Origin of the sequence: Kitasatospora sp. NPDC085895 (assembly GCF_040702125.1) — a bacterium.
GTDB lineage: Bacteria > Actinomycetota > Actinomycetes > Streptomycetales > Streptomycetaceae > Kitasatospora > Kitasatospora arboriphila.
The window spans coordinates 14311-28504 of sequence record NZ_JBFBJY010000002.1 but is presented as its reverse complement, the minus strand read 5'-3'; the positions used below and the strand labels follow the sequence as shown (position 1 = coordinate 28504).

Below are 14194 nucleotides of genomic sequence, written 5' to 3'. Positions count from 1 at the left end.
GGGGCCCACAGCAGCGGACATCCACATGCTGCGGACGGAGTTGGACGAACTACTCCGGGCGCGGCAGTACGCAGCACAGCGCGAACGACGGCTCGCCGAGGCGGTGCAGGCGGCGAGCCAACCGGATCGGGCGCACGGCTACGCCCAACCACACCAACAGCCGGACCCGGAACTCCTACGGCGCCTCGCACAGGCCCGGTCCTTGCGGGAAGGACTGGGCACTCGCTGCCTCGACTTGAGCGAACGCCTCTTGGCGCTGGAGGATCTCGCGCGGCAGAACGGCAGCTTCCTCCAACGCGGTTACCGCGAACCGTCCGGCCCCGGCGGCGCCGGGCAGCAGGACGCGGTACCGCGTCAGCAGACTGCGGGCACCCGACCGTCACCCTTGAGCGCAAGCCCTCACGCAGCTGGCCCCCACACCACCGGCGACCACACCACCGGACACCCCAACACCGGACACCCCAACACGGGCTCCCCGAAAGCCGGTTCACCGCCTCCGGGTCCGCCGTTCCAGGGAGCCGCTGCTACCACCCCCACTGCACCGGCCGCACCCACCGCCGGTGCAGCGGCCGCACCCCAGTACCGGTCGGTCCCCCAGCCCCCGGCACCACCAGTCCCACCGACTCACATCGCCGCGCGGACGCCCGAGCCGGCAACGAAACCGGTGGTCGGGCCTGCGGCCAGGGCTGCGGCCGAACCGAAGCCCGCGAAGCGCCGGCGTCCCACCGGGGCCCGGTTCGGCGGCGCGTTCGTGGAGGAACAGGAGCCGGAGCGGGTCTGGGCCTCCGCGGCTGAGCAGGCTGCGGCCGAAGCCGCAGGGATGGCCCCACCGTCCACTCCAACGGTGGCCCCGGTCCGCGGGGCCCGCTTCGGCGGTGTCCGGGGTGCAGCATCAGGCGAGACCGAATACCGGTCGGCGCCGGCCGACAGCGAACCGCCCGCACTCTCCACCTCCGCACCCGCCGCTCCCGTCACTCCCGCTCCTGCTCCCGCTCCGCCGCCGCGCAGTGCCGAGGAGCTGGCCGCCCTCGCCATCCGCGTCGGCGAGTTGCACGGCCGCGGTTCGGCGCACGAGTCGGCAGCCCTCGTGGCGCAGGCCGCGGTGACCCTCGCGCCGCAGGACGTGGCCCGTCTCGCCGCTCTGCTGCGATCTCAGGGGCCGTACGGTGCAGCGGGCTACCTCGTCCGCGCGACGGCGCACGGTTCGCCGGACCAAGCGGCCGGCACCTTGGCCGAGCTCCGCCGAGTGGGGCTGGCGGACGAGGCGAACGAACTGTTCCATGCCCTGTGGGGCGTACCGGGTTCGGCGCTGCCGGCGCTGATCGCGGCCCTGGAACGGGCGGGCCAGGCCGCCGACGGCCAGACCCTGCTGTGGGAGTGGGCGTCCGCCCCGCCGGCCGAACTGGCTGCACTGACCGCCGGTCTGGCCGCGGCCGGGCGCACCGGTGACGTCCGGCACCTGCTGCGGCAGGTCGCGGGCCGGCCGATCGCCGATGTGGCCGCCACCGTCGAGCAGTTGGCGTTCCCAGGTGCTTCGGCGGCACCGTCGGGCACGGGATCCGTCCTTCGTCCGGCCGCCCCACATTCGGCCGCACAGCAGGCCACCGCGCAACAGGCCGCCGCACAGCAGGCGGCGCAACAGGCGGCGCAGCGGTTCGCCGCCGCACTGGTGCGTGAGACCGCGGGGCTGCGCTCGCCCGGTGACCTCGCCGAGCTGGGGCGCGCTCTGCTTCCGCACCACGAGCTGTACCAGGTACTGCTGGGTGCGGCGGCCACGCTGGAGGAGAGCCGTTCGCGAGGGGTGCTGGCCGCCCTCCGGTCGGCGGGGCTCCCGACGACACCGTCCGCACCCCGCCCCCGCGGTCGCCGCTGACCTCTGCCGTCGATCCGGCACCGGGAACGACTCGGCCCCCTCTGCTGCAGAGCTCTGCAGCAGAGGGGGCCGGGTCGGCGGACCGAAGGGCGTCGTACCGAGGTCAGCAGCCGATCAGGCGGGCGGCCAGGTAGGACTTCACCTGGTCGAGGGAGACGCGCTCCTGCGCCATGGTGTCGCGCTCGCGCACGGTCACCGCGTTGTCCTCGAGGGTGTCGAAGTCGACGGTGACGCAGAACGGCGTGCCGATCTCGTCCTGGCGGCGGTAGCGCTTGCCGATGGCGCCGGCGTCGTCGAAGTCGACGTTCCACGCGGTGCGCAGGTCGGCGGCGAGGCCGCGGGCCTTCGGCGAGAGGTCGGCGTTGCGGGAGAGCGGGAGCACCGCGACCTTGACCGGGGCGAGGCGCGGGTCGAGCCGCATGCCGACGCGCTTCTCCATCTGGCCCTTGGCGTTGGGGGCCTCGTCCTCGAAGTAGGCGTCGATGAGGAAGGCGAGCATCGCACGGTTGAGGCCGGCTGCCGGCTCGATGACGTACGGGAAGTAGCGCTCGCCGGACTCCTGGTCGAAGTACTTGAGGTCCTGGCCGGAGTGCTCGCTGTGCACGGCGAGGTCGTAGTCCGTGCGGTTGGCGATGCCCTCGAGCTCGGAGAACTCGGTGCCGCCGAAGTTGAAGCGGTACTCGATGTCGACCGTGCGCTTGGCGTAGTGGGAGAGCTTCTCCTTCGGGTGCTCGAAGAAGCGCATGTTCTCCTCGCGCAGGCCGAGGTCGCGGTACCAGTTCCAGCGCTGCTCGAGCCAGTACTCGTGCCACTTCTCGTCCTCGCCCGGCTTGACGAAGAACTCCATCTCCATCTGCTCGAACTCGCGGGTGCGGAAGATGAAGTTGCCGGGCGTGATCTCGTTGCGGAAGCTCTTGCCGACCTGGGCGATGCCGAACGGCGGCTTCTTGCGCGAGGTGGTCTGGACGGCCTTGAAGTTGGTGAAGATGCCCTGCGCGGTCTCCGGGCGGAGGTACGCGAGGCCGGAGCCGTCCTCGACCGGGCCGAGGTGCGTCTTCAGCATGCCCGAGAACTCCTTGGGCTCCGTGAAGGAGCCCTTGTTCCCGCAGTTCGGGCAGTTGATGTCGGCGAGGCCGTTGGCGGGCAGCTTGCCGTGCTTGGCCTCGTACGCCTCTTCCAGGTGGTCGGCGCGGAAGCGCTTGTGACAGGAGAGGCACTCGGTGAGCGGGTCGTTGAAGGTGGCGACGTGGCCGGAGGCCTCCCAGACCTCCTTGGCGAGGATCACCGAGGAGTCGATTCCGACGACGTCCTCACGAGCGGTGACCATCGCCCGCCACCACAGGCGCTTGATGTTCTCCTTGAGCTCGACACCCAGCGGACCGTAGTCCCAGGCGGCGCGGGTACCGCCGTAGATCTCGCTGCAGGGGTAGACGAAGCCACGGCGCTTGCTCAGGCTGACGATCGTGTCGATCTTGTCGGCGGCCACAGTGCTCTCTTCAGTACGACGGCACGGTCTGGGCACGGCTGGTTGCACGCACCCGAATACCTCAGGTTACCGGGCTCGGGGGTGGTGCAGTCACATCAGTATCGGCCGCACCGCATGTTCCCGGGGTGTTCGGACGGCACTCTCCCGCCCGGTTCCAGGGCCTCCCACCCGCACACCACCTCCCCGACCCCCGCACGCCCACCCGACGCCGCCTCCCCGCCCCCCGCGCGCCCATCCGTTCGCCGCCCGCCTGAACCCACCCGCTCGCAGGCCTTCCCACACCCGTCCGGGTCGTCGGCCACCCCGCCGGCCCACCGCGGTTCACCCGCGCAGCGGACGCGGCTCACCCAATCGGGTGAGTTGACAATCATTTCCACATAAGATGAGAATGGTTGTCATGACGCTCCCCCGACCCTCCGGCGACACCCGCCGCCGCCCTGCCAAGGCCGTCGCCCTCACTGCCACCGCCCTCGCCGCCGCCCTCGCGCTGACGGCCTGCGGCGGCACCAGCAGTGCGCAGGACGCCGGCGGCAGACTGTCGGTGGTCGCGTCCTTCTACCCGATGGAGTTCCTCGCCTCGCAGATCGGCGGCGAGCACGTGAAGGTGACCGATCTGACGGCCGCCGGCGTGGAGCCGCACGACCTCGAACTCACCGCCAGGCAGGTCGGCGCCGTCCAGAAGGCTGGGGCGGTCCTCTACCTGAAGGGCCTTCAGCCGACGGTCGACAAGGCGGTCGAACAGTCCCACTCCAAGCACGTCGTCGACGCCACCGCGGCCTCCCCGCTGGTCGACCACCACCTCGACGAGGGCGGCGAGGAGGCCGACGGCCACGGTCACGAGCACGGCGGCCCGGCCGGCGACCCGCACATCTGGCTCGACCCGACCCGGTACGCGGCGGTCGCCGAGGCTGTCGGTGCGGCGTTCGCCGACGCCGATCCGGCGCACGCCGCCGACTACGAGAAGAACACCGCGGACCTGGTCACCCGCCTCACCGCGCTGGACACGGAGTTCCGGGACGGCCTGAAGGGCACGGGGACGAAGGCCTTCGTCACCAGCCACGCCGCCTTCGGCTACCTCGCCGACCACTACGGCCTGGAGCAGATCGCGATCAACGGGGTCGACCCGGAGGCCGAGCCCAGCCCGGCCCGGCTCGCCACGATCCAGCAGGCGGCGCGGGAGCACGGCGTCACCACCATCTTCTTCGAGAGCCTGGTGAGCCCCGCGCTCGCCACCAGCGTCGCCAAGGACCTGAAGCTGCGGACCGCCGTGCTCGACCCCATCGAGGGCATCAGGAACGGCAAGGGCGACTACTTCTCCGTGATGCGGCAGAACCTGACCAACCTCCGGGCGGCGCTCGGCGCCACCAGCTGACGGGACACCACGCCATGAGCCCAGTCCTCCCCGAGCGCACCACCGCGCCCGAAACCACCACCACGCCCGAAACCACCACCACGCCCGAAACCCCCGCCGCGCCCGAAACCACCACGCCCGACGCAACCCCTGAGGCGACACCCGAGGCGGCACCCGACACGGCCCCCAACGGCCTGCCGCCGGCCGTCCGTCTCCGCGAGGCGGTCGCCTCGGTCGGCGGCCGCCCCGTGCTGCGCGGCGTGGACCTCACCGTCCGCCCCGGCGAGGTGGTGGCCCTGCTCGGCGCCAACGGTTCGGGCAAGTCGACCACCGTCAAGGCGGTGGTCGGCGGCGTCCCGCTGGACCGCGGGCACCTGGAGCTCTTCGGCACCCCGTACCGCTCGTTCCGCGCCTGGCGCCGGATCGGGTACGTGCCGCAACGCACCACCGCCGCCGGCGGCGTCCCGGCGACCGTCCGCGAGGTGGTCTCCACCGGACGGCTGCCGCAGCACCGGCTGCTGCCGTTCCGCCGACGCGACCGGGCGGCGGTCGACCGGGCGCTGGCCGCGGTCGGCATGCTGGACCGCGCCGAGGACGGCGTGACCGGGCTCTCCGGCGGCCAGCACCAGCGGGTGCTGATCGCCCGCGCCCTGGTCGGCGAACCGGACCTGCTGATCATGGACGAGCCGATGGCCGGCGTCGACGTCGCCAGCCAGCAGGTGCTCGCCGACATCCTGGGCCGGGAGGCCGACCGCGGCTGCGCCGTCCTGCTCGTCCTGCACGAGCTCGGCCCGCTGGAGCCGCTCATCGACCGGGCCGTGGTGCTGCGGGACGGCTGCGTGGCGCACGACGGCCCGCCGCCCCAGGGGGTCGGACAGCACGCCCTGCCCGGCCACGACCACGTCCACCCGCACGCCGACGACCACACCCACCCCCGAGGACTGCTCGCATGATCGAGATGCTGCAATTCGACTTCATGCAGCGCGCGCTGGTCGCCGCCGTGCTGGTCGGGATCACCGCGCCGGCCGTCGGCGTCTACCTGGTGCAGCGGCGTCAGGCGCTGATGGGCGACGGCATCGGGCACGTCGCCCTCACCGGCGTCGGCCTCGGCTTCCTGTTCCAGACCAGCCCGGTCTGGATGGCCGTCCTGGTCTGCGTGCTGGGCGCGGTCGTGATGGAACTCGTCCGCTCGCGCGGCAACCAGCGCGGCGACATCGCCCTCGCGATGCTCTTCTACGGCGGCATGGCCTGCGGCAAGCTGCTGGTCAGCGTGAGCGCCCAGGCCGGCAGCGGCAACCTGGAGAGCTACCTGTGGGGGTCCATCCTCACCGTGGGCCCCGGGGACCTCGCCACCATCGCCGTACTGGCCGCAGTGGTCGTGGCCGTCACCTTCGGACTGCGCCGCCAGCTGTTCGCGATCTGCCAGGACGAGGAGTTCGCCCGGGTCACCGGGATCCCCGTCCGGGTGCTGAACCTGCTGCTGGCCGTGATGGCCGCGGTCACCGTGACGGTGGCGATGCGGGTCGTCGGACTGCTGCTGGTCAGTGCGCTGATGGTCGTCCCGGTGGCGGCCGCGCAGCAGGTGACGCGTTCCTTCCGGGCGACCCAGGCGGCGGCGGTCGGCCTCGGGATCACCGTGGCGGTGCTCGGGGTGGCCGGCTCGTACCAGGCCGACGTGCCGTCCGGCCCCGCGATCGTGCTGCTCGCGATCGCCGCCTTCGCCCTGCTGGGCGCGGTGGCGGGCCCGCTGGCCCGGCGGCGGCACCGGGCCGCGCCGGACTCCGGTCCGGAGGTCTGCGACGTGGTGCTGCCCGCCCAATCGGCGGGCCGGACGGCGGAGGCTCCCGATCGGGAGGGGGCGTCCACGGGGCGGAACGGACGGCGCGAGAGCGAGCCGTCCGCGGGCCGGGGGCTGGCACAATGAGGTGCGACAGCATCCCACCCCCTGGAGGACCCACGGTGACCACCGCAGGCCCGACGCCGCGAGCCCGATCCACTCGGCAGCGAGCCGCCGTCTCGGCGGTGCTGGACGAGATCGAGGACTTCCGCAGCGCGCAGGAACTGCACGACATGCTCAAGCACCGGGGCGACTCGGTGGGTCTGACCACGGTCTACCGCACGCTGCAGTCCCTCGCCGAGGCCGGTGAGGTGGACGTGCTGCGGACGTCCGAGGGCGAGGCGGTCTACCGGCGGTGCAGCAGCGGGCACCACCACCACCTGGTGTGCCGCACCTGCGGTGCGACGGTCGAGGTGGAGGGTCCGGCGGTGGAGCACTGGGCGAACGCGGTCGCCGCCGAGCACGGCTTCAGCGACATCGCGCACACCCTGGAGATCTTCGGCACCTGCGGGAACTGCGCGCAGAAGGCCTGACCGCGCGGGCAGCACCCGCACGCACGGCGCCGGAACACGCGGCACCCGAACATGCGGGGCCGGAACACACGGCGCCGGAACAGCACCGCACCTGAACACGAGAGAGGCCCGGGCCGGTCGGCCCGGGCCTCTCACGTGTTCGCGGAAGGCGGGTGCGGCCCGTCAGCGCTGGGCCGGGAGCTCCGCGGCGGCTGCCTCGGCGGCGGCCTCCACCTCGTTGGGGATCGCCCCGCCGAAGCGGCGGTCGCGCCGCGCGTACTGCTCGCAGGCGCGCCACAGGTCGCGGCGGTCGAAGTCCGGCCAGAGCACGTCCTGGAAGACGAACTCGGCGTAGGCGGACTGCCAGGCGAGGAAGTTGGAGGTGCGCTGCTCACCGCTGGGGCGCAGGAACAGGTCGACGTCCGGCATGTCGGGGTAGTACAGGTACTTGGCGAAGGTCTTCTCGTTGACCTTCTTGGGGTCGAGCCGGCCGGCGGCGACGTCGCGGGCGATGGCCTGGGCGGCGTCGGCGATCTCGGCGCGGCCGCCGTAGTTGACGCAGAAGTACAGCGTCATGGCGGTGTTGTCCTTGGTCTGCTCCTGGGCGACCTGGAGCTCCTGGACGACGCTCTTCCACATCTTCGGCATGCGGCCGGCCCAGCGGATGCGGATGCCCATGGCGTCCATCTCGTCGCGGCGTCGTCGGATGACGTCCCGGTTGAAGTTCATCAGGAACTTCACCTCCTCCGGGGACCGCTTCCAGTTCTCGGTGGAGAAGGCGTAGAGCGAGAGGTTCTTGACGCCGATCTCCAGGCAGCCGCGGAGCACGTCGAGGACGACGGCCTCGCCGACCTTGTGGCCCTCGGTGCGGGGCAGGCCGCGCTCCTTGGCCCAGCGGCCGTTGCCGTCCATCACGCAGGCCACGTGGTTGGGCACCAGCTCGCCGGGGATCTTCGGCGGACGGGCGCCGCTCGGGTGCGGCGCCGGGGTCTCGTACACCCGCTGCTTGCTGCCGAAGAGCCGTCGTGCTGCCATGCTCACTTCTCCACGTATCTCATCGAGCGGATGCCCCGCTCCAGGTGCCACTGCAGATAGGCGGCCACCAGCCCGCTGCCCTCACGCCAGTAGCGCGGCTCGCAGGCGTCGGCCGTCTGCCAGTCCCCCGACAGCAGTGCGCCGAGCAGGACCAGTGTCTCAGGGGAGGGTACGGCACTTCCAGGGACCCGACAGTCGGCGCAGAGCACGCCGCCCGCCTGGAGCGAGAAGAACCGGTTGGGTCCGGGCAGGCCGCACTTGGCGCACGCGCCGAAACTCGCGCCGTAGCCGTTGACCGCGAGCGAGCGCAGCAGGAAGGCGTCGAGCACCAGGTGCGACTCGTGCTCCCCCGCGGCGAGCGTGCGCAGGCCGCCGACCAGGAGCAGGTACTGCTGGACGGCGGGCTCGCCCTCGTTCTCGGCGAAGCGCTCGGCCGTCTCCAGCATGGCGGTGCCGGCGGTGTAGCGGGCGTAGTCGCCGACGATCCGGCCGCCGTACGGGGCGATGGTCTCGACCTGGGTGCACAGCGGCAGGGAGCGGCCGACCAGGTCGCTGCCCCGGCTGAAGAACTGCACGTCGACGTGGGAGAACGGCTCCAGCCGGGCGCCGAACTTCGACTTGGTGCGGCGCACGCCGCGGGCGACGGCCCGGACCCGGCCGTGCTGGCGGGTGAGCAGGGTGATGATCCGGTCGGCCTCGCCGAGCTTCTGGGTGCGCAGCACCACGCCGTCGTCGCGGAACAGGCTCATGCGGCGGCGCTCCGGGCGACGGCGGTGGGCAGTATCGGCATCCCCCCATTCTCGCGCACGCCGACCGGTCTCCGGGCGGACCCGCACGACCCGACCCGACGCTCATGGACCGCCCCGCGCGGCGGTCCGCACGGCCGTCCGCGGGCAGCCGTGGGCCCCGCACCGGGGCCGGGGGTTGCCCTGTCGGTGCGGGTCACGGCGGGCCCGGGAGGGGGAGTCGGGCCCGGTCGGGGGCACGGCCCGGGAAACGGGCAGCGCGGGGAGGGACGGCAGGACGTGGGAGGGGACGGCAGGACGTGGGAGGGCGCGGGCGAGCGGGAGCGGCGTCGTCAGCGCGGGGCGCGGGTCGCGTCCTCCAGGAGGTCCTCGACCCGCGGGGGTCCGATCCGCAGGCAGCGCCCGACGGCGGCGAGGGCGGCGCGCTCCTGCGGCAGGTAGCCGCCGTCGGCGAGGGCGATCCAGGCGCCCTGCAGGACGAGCCGTTCGCGGCCGGCCGGCGCCAGGTGCGGGGCGAGCGGTTCGAGGGCGGCGTGGAGTTCGATGGCGAGGCCGCCGGCGCCGCTCGCGGCGGTGTCGTCGACGTCCTGGGGTTCGCCGCCGCTGCGGCCGGTGAGGGCGGCGAGGGAGGCGAGGACCTGGGCCTCGCCGCAGTCGTCGAAGCCGGCCTCGCGGATCAGGGCGCAGGCGGCGTCACGGCCGGCCCGGCTGCCGGATCCGCCGGCGGCGAGGACGGCGAGGGCGACGGTGTACTGGGCGTCGCGGAGCATCGCGGCGAGCCGGACGGAGGTGAGCTGCTCCAGCGCCTCGACGCCGTAGCGGCCGTGGCAGCTGGTGCACTGCACGCTGCCGATGACCGGGCCGAGCGGCAGGACCGGGGTGCCGAGCAACCGCAGCCACCGCCGGCCGTGCTGTCGGCGGTAGTTGCGGTCGCCGCCGCAGCCCGGGCAGAAGAAGTCACCGAGGACGTCAGTCCGCCAGCGAGGACGGACACCCCACAACCCTGTCACGGCGCCACTCCCCAGACATGGCAGGCGGCCTGCACGTCTGCGGGCAGGTCACGCGACCGGACTCCGCTGGCCGTCCCACCGACCCCGGTTCCGGTGCGTCGATGTTGCCACGGTTACGGGCACGTGTCAGCACCCCGAACGGGTGCCGGGGCGAAAAAATGTGGCGCAGGACACACGGGGTTGCGGGAGGGGCCGGACGGCCCGGAAACGCGGCGAGGGGCCGCCCCCACGGGCGGCCCCTCGTGCACGTCGCTCCGGCGTGTCAGCTGCGCTGCGCGCGGTTGACGGCGCTCACCAGGGCCTTCAGCGAGGCCAGCACGGTGTTGCCGTCGATGCCGACGCCCCACAGCACCTTGCCGTCGACGGCGCACTCGACGTAGGCGGCGGCCTGGGCGTCGCCGCCCTCGCTCAGCGCGTGCTCGGCGTAGTCCAGGACGCGGACGTCCAGGCCGATGCCGGCCAGCGCGTCGACGAAGGCGGAGACCGGGCCGTTGCCGGAGCCGGTCAGCGCGGTGCGCTCGCCGTCCACCACGGCCTCGGCGTGCAGCACGTCCCGGCCGTTCTCGGTGGTCAGGCTGCGCGGGCCGTCCAGCGAGATGCGGCCCCACGCGTTGTCCGGGGTCGGCAGGTACTCGTCCTGGAAGACCGCCCAGATCTCGGCCGGGGTGACCTCGCCGCCCTCGGCGTCGGTCTTCGACTGGATGTTCTTCGAGAACTCGATCTGCATCCGGCGCGGCAGGTCCAGCTTGTGGTCGTTCTTCAGGACGTACGCGATGCCGCCCTTGCCGGACTGGCTGTTGACCCGGATCACGGCCTCGTACGAGCGGCCGACGTCCTTGGGGTCGATCGGCAGGTACGGGACGCCCCAGGTGAAGTCGGAGACCGGGACGCCGGCGGCGGCCGCGTCGGCCTCCAGGGCGTCGAAGCCCTTCTTGATGGCGTCCTGGTGGGAGCCGGAGAAGGAGGTGTAGACCAGGTCGCCGGCGTAGGGGTGGCGCTCGGCGACGCCCATCTGGTTGCAGTACTCGGCGGTGCGACGGATCTCGTCGATGTCCGAGAAGTCGATCATCGGGTCGACGCCCTGCGAGAACAGGTTCATGCCGACGTTGACCAGGTCCAGGTTGCCGGTGCGCTCACCCTGGCCGAACAGGCAGCCCTCGACGCGGTCGGCGCCGGCCATCACGGCCAGCTCGGCGGAGGCGACGCCGGTGCCGCGGTCGTTGTGCGGGTGGGTGGACAGGCAGACGAACTCGCGGCGGGACAGGTTCCGCGACATCCACTCGATCTTGTCGGCGTAGACGTTCGGGGTGGACCGCTCGACGGTGGTCGGCAGGTTCAGGATGATCTCGCGGCCCTCGCCCGGCTGCCAGACGTCCATGACCGCCTCGCAGACCTCCAGGGCGAAGTCCAGCTCGGTGTCGATGAAGATCTCCGGCGAGTACTCGTAGCCCAGGACGGTCTCGTCGCCCAGGATCTTCTCCGCGTACTCCATCACCAGACGGGTGCCGTCCACGGCGATCGCCTTGATGTCGTCCTTGCTGCCCTTGAAGACCACCCGGCGGAACAGCGGCGAGGTGGCGTTGTACAGGTGGACGGTGGCCCGGGCGGCGCCCTTCAGGGACTCCACGGTGCGCTCGATCAGGTCCTCGCGGGCCTGGGTCAGCACCGAGATCGTGACGTCCTCGGGGATCGCGTCCTCCTCGATCAGGGAGCGCACGAAGGCGAAGTCGGTGGCGCCGGAGGACGGGAAGCCGACCTCGATCTCCTTGTAGCCCATGCGCACCAGCAGGTCGAACATCTTGCGCTTGCGGGCCGGGGACATCGGGTCGATCAGGGCCTGGTTGCCGTCCCGCAGGTCGGTGGACAGCCAGCGCGGGGCCTGCGTGATCACCTTGCTCGGCCAGGTGCGGTCGGGCAGGTCGACGGTGCCGAAGGGTACGTAGCGGTGGAACGGCATGCCCGAGGGCTTCTGCTGGACCGTGTGTGCCGTGATCGGGGTGGGGCGGTCGATGAACGCGCGGGCGACGGACGACTGCTCGGTCATGGGGTGACTCTCGGCTTCCATGTCGATTGCGGGCTGATCGGGGCTTGGACACCCGAACTCGGCCGACTGGTGTGCCGCATCCAGAAAAGGGCGCAACACGACTCCCCGCGGCGAGGGAGCCGGCCTCCGATGGACTACAGGCCCTCGCCGCGGCAGCTAAGAAGAAGCAGCCCGTAACGCATGATGCCCCCCAGCGTAACCCAGCTCCCCGGGCACACGAAGTGAAGCCCACCACGATTCCACCCACTGAGACGGTTCGCTTCCTGCAGGGGTCGTGACATCTCGTCATGGATGCATCACCCTGGGCGACATGGCTGCGACTCCCGCGTACCCGTGCTGCGCCATCGTCCCGCCCCACATCCTCGACCGACTGGCCGGCCTGGGCCACGCGCCGGCCCGGCGCTCGGTGGCCGTCGACACCGCCCTGCGCGAGCAGCGGCTGCTCGCCGTCCCCTCCGCCGCGGCCGCGCCGCACCGGCTCACCCGCACCGTCGCCGACGCCGGCCACACCGAGACGCTGCCCGGCCGCACCGTGCGCACCGAGGGCGGCGGGCCGGTCGCCGACGACTCCGCCGACCGCGCCTACGACGGCCTCGGCGCCACCTTCGAGCTCTACCGCGAGGTGTACGGCCGGGCCTCGATCGACGACGTCTGGCTGCCGCTGGACGCCACCGTCCACTACGGCGACCGCTACGACAACGCCTTCTGGAACGGCAGCCGGATGGTCTTCGGCGACGGGGACGGCGAGATCTTCGTCGACTTCACCGCCTGCCTGGACGTCATCGGCCACGAACTCACGCACGGCGTCACGCAGTTCACCGCCGACCTGGAGTACCGGGACCAGCCGGGCGCGCTCAACGAGTCGCTCTCCGACGTCTTCGGCTCCCTGGTCAAGCAGTACGCGCTCGGCCAGCGGGCCGAGGAGGCGGACTGGCTGATCGGGGCCGGCCTGCTCGCCCCCGGGGTGCGCGGGGTCGCCCTGCGCTCGATGAAGGCCCCCGGCACCGCCTACGACGACGACCGGCTCGGCACCGACCCGCAGCCCGCGCACATGGACGGCTACGTCCGCACCCGGAGCGACTCCGGCGGGGTGCACATCAACTCCGGCATCCCCAACCGCGCCTTCTACCTCGCGGCGGTCGCGATCGGCGGCCACGCCTGGGAGGGCGCCGGCCGGATCTGGTACGACACCCTCACCAGCGGCCGGCTCTCCCCCACCACCGACTTCGCCGCCTTCGCCCGGGCGACGGTCGCCACCGCGAGCTCGCACAACCCCCGGGTGAGCGGCGTCGCGGACGCGGTGGCCGACGCGTGGTCACAGGTGGGAATCAGCACAACCTGAGGTACGGGTGGACTCTGTGAAAGACCTCGGCAAAGCCCAGCCCTGCGTAGCACACTGACAACCATGCGTATCCAGGTCACCAGGACCGGCGGCTTCGCCGGCCACGCCAAGCACGCCGAGCTGGACACCGCCTCGCGCCCCGACGCACCGCACGTGCACGCACTGGCCCGCGAGGCGATGGCCGGCGGGCTGCGCGCCCCCTCGTACGGCGTGCCGGACGGATTCCACTACGAGATCACGGTGGACGGCCGCACCGTCTACTGCGCCGACCCGAAGCTCACCGACTCCCAGCGCGAACTGGTCGGCCTGGTCATGCGCGAGGGCGCCTGAGGGCCGCGGGGCGTCCGGGGGTCGCGCCCGTCCGTCAGCGGCGACGCGCCTCGAAGCGGACGAAGTCCCGCCCGCGCGGCCCGGCCCGGTGGAACAGCGACTGTCCGACGGCGGTGTCCGGGGCGCCGACCACCTCGCACAGCCGGCGGAGCACCTCCTCGCCGCTCGGCCGACTGCCGTCCGGCGCCGGGTCGTTGCGGACGGCGGCCAGCGCGGCGGGGTCGGGCAGCCCGGCCTTCTCGGCGGTCCTCGCGCAGTACGCGTCCCACTCCGCGCGGTGCGCGGCAAGGGCCGCCGTGTCCGTGGGCGGCGTCCAGTCCGCGGCCCAGCTCAGTTCGCGGAAGCCGCCGCCGGCGAAGCAGGCCGTGGCGCCGGCGCACCGCCCGTCGTCCTCCAGCACCCAGACCGGGGCCTTGAGTTCGAACGCGAGGTCGAAGGCCGGGTCGAGCAGCCGGGAGCGGGAGATCCGGCCGAACCGCGGCTTCGGCGGGTCGAAGAGGACCGCCGTGCCGCCGGGCGCGCCCGGGTAGAGGTAGCCGCCGAGCCTGGACCGCCCGAGGGCGGCCCGGACCCGGTCGGTGTCGGCGGCGGTGACGGCGGCGAAGGTGGGCACGGCGGAACTCCGGTG

Annotated in this window: 13 protein-coding genes; 7 read left to right on the top strand and 6 right to left on the bottom strand. The window is 72.6% G+C overall.

Features of this window, described 5'->3' with window-relative positions; genetic code table 11:
• Positions 1–844: 844 nt before the first annotated feature.
• Entirely contained in the window at positions 845–1873 is a 1029-nt protein-coding gene (locus AB0442_RS01680; RefSeq protein WP_366159934.1) for a hypothetical protein, read from the top strand.
• Between the two features lie 103 nt (positions 1874–1976).
• Here AB0442_RS01680 and AB0442_RS01675 read toward each other — a convergent pair whose 3' ends face one another.
• Positions 1977–3359, bottom strand: coding sequence for a glycine--tRNA ligase (locus tag AB0442_RS01675; RefSeq protein WP_363540014.1), 1383 nt, complete (start codon positions 3357–3359; stop codon positions 1977–1979).
• A gap of 397 nt (positions 3360–3756) precedes the next feature.
• Between AB0442_RS01675 and AB0442_RS01670 the strand changes: the two genes are divergently transcribed.
• Genes AB0442_RS01670 through AB0442_RS01655 form a run of 4 tightly spaced genes read left to right on the top strand, consistent with a single transcriptional unit; the run spans position 3757 to position 7080 of the window.
• Positions 3757–4731 carry a metal ABC transporter substrate-binding protein gene (locus tag AB0442_RS01670; RefSeq protein WP_366159933.1) on the top strand — a complete coding sequence of 325 codons (975 nt, stop codon included), beginning with the start codon at positions 3757–3759 and terminating at the stop codon, positions 4729–4731.
• 14 nt (positions 4732–4745) lie between these two features.
• A complete protein-coding gene (locus AB0442_RS01665; RefSeq protein WP_366159932.1) occupies positions 4746–5663 on the top strand; it encodes a metal ABC transporter ATP-binding protein in 918 nt (305 codons plus the stop codon).
• The gene (locus AB0442_RS01660; RefSeq protein ID WP_366160106.1) at positions 5663–6634 is read left to right on the top strand and encodes a metal ABC transporter permease; all 972 of its coding nucleotides are present in this window, start codon (positions 5663–5665) and stop codon (positions 6632–6634) included. The genes AB0442_RS01665 and AB0442_RS01660 overlap by 1 nt, the downstream gene beginning before the upstream one ends.
• A 35-nt stretch (positions 6635–6669) precedes the next feature.
• A complete protein-coding gene (locus AB0442_RS01655) occupies positions 6670–7080 on the top strand; it encodes a Fur family transcriptional regulator (RefSeq protein ID WP_344622637.1) in 411 nt (136 codons plus the stop codon).
• A gap of 162 nt (positions 7081–7242) precedes the next feature.
• On the opposite strand, the gene AB0442_RS01650 is transcribed toward AB0442_RS01655, so the two are convergent.
• From AB0442_RS01650 to leuA, 4 genes are all read right to left on the bottom strand, one after another.
• Entirely contained in the window at positions 7243–8094 is an 852-nt protein-coding gene (locus AB0442_RS01650; RefSeq protein ID WP_344622636.1) for an isoprenyl transferase, read from the bottom strand.
• 2 nt (positions 8095–8096) lie between these two features.
• On the bottom strand, positions 8097–8843 hold the full coding sequence (recO, locus tag AB0442_RS01645; protein WP_359978291.1) for a DNA repair protein RecO: 747 nt from the start codon (positions 8841–8843) through the stop codon (positions 8097–8099).
• Between the two features lie 329 nt (positions 8844–9172).
• Positions 9173–9850: a TerB family tellurite resistance protein gene (locus tag AB0442_RS01640; protein WP_344622634.1), complete on the bottom strand. Its 678-nt coding sequence runs from the start codon at positions 9848–9850 to the stop codon at positions 9173–9175.
• A 262-nt stretch (positions 9851–10112) separates the two neighbouring features.
• The gene (gene leuA / locus AB0442_RS01635; RefSeq protein ID WP_363540023.1) at positions 10113–11894 is read right to left on the bottom strand and encodes a 2-isopropylmalate synthase; all 1782 of its coding nucleotides are present in this window, start codon (positions 11892–11894) and stop codon (positions 10113–10115) included.
• A 310-nt stretch (positions 11895–12204) separates the two neighbouring features.
• On the opposite strand from leuA, the gene AB0442_RS01630 reads away from it, so the two are divergent.
• Complete coding sequence (locus AB0442_RS01630; RefSeq protein ID WP_366159931.1) at positions 12205–13236, top strand: M4 family metallopeptidase; 1032 nt, start codon at positions 12205–12207, stop codon at positions 13234–13236.
• Positions 13237–13299: 63 nt separating this feature from the next.
• Positions 13300–13566, top strand: a complete 267-nt coding sequence (locus AB0442_RS01625; protein ID WP_363540025.1) for a protealysin inhibitor emfourin — start codon at positions 13300–13302, stop codon at positions 13564–13566.
• Positions 13567–13600: 34 nt separating this feature from the next.
• On the opposite strand, the gene AB0442_RS01620 is transcribed toward AB0442_RS01625, so the two are convergent.
• Complete coding sequence (locus AB0442_RS01620) at positions 13601–14179, bottom strand: hypothetical protein (RefSeq protein ID WP_366159930.1); 579 nt, start codon at positions 14177–14179, stop codon at positions 13601–13603.
• Positions 14180–14194: the final 15 nt, after the last annotated feature.

Excerpts from the sequence above, each read along its gene's own strand:
- AB0442_RS01665 (WP_366159932.1), top strand. The coding sequence starts at position 4,746 with ATGAGCCCAGTCCTCCCCGAGCGCACCACCGCGCCCGAAACCACCACC.
- AB0442_RS01625 (WP_363540025.1), top strand. The coding sequence starts at position 13,300 with ATGCGTATCCAGGTCACCAGGACCGGCGGCTTCGCCGGCCACGCCAAG.
- AB0442_RS01670 (WP_366159933.1), top strand. The coding sequence starts at position 3,757 with ATGACGCTCCCCCGACCCTCCGGCGACACCCGCCGCCGCCCTGCCAAG.
- AB0442_RS01630 (WP_366159931.1), top strand. The coding sequence starts at position 12,205 with ATGGCTGCGACTCCCGCGTACCCGTGCTGCGCCATCGTCCCGCCCCAC.
- AB0442_RS01650 (WP_344622636.1), bottom strand. The coding sequence starts at position 8,094 with ATGGCAGCACGACGGCTCTTCGGCAGCAAGCAGCGGGTGTACGAGACC.
- recO (WP_359978291.1), bottom strand. The coding sequence starts at position 8,843 with ATGAGCCTGTTCCGCGACGACGGCGTGGTGCTGCGCACCCAGAAGCTC.
- leuA (WP_363540023.1), bottom strand. The coding sequence starts at position 11,894 with ATGACCGAGCAGTCGTCCGTCGCCCGCGCGTTCATCGACCGCCCCACC.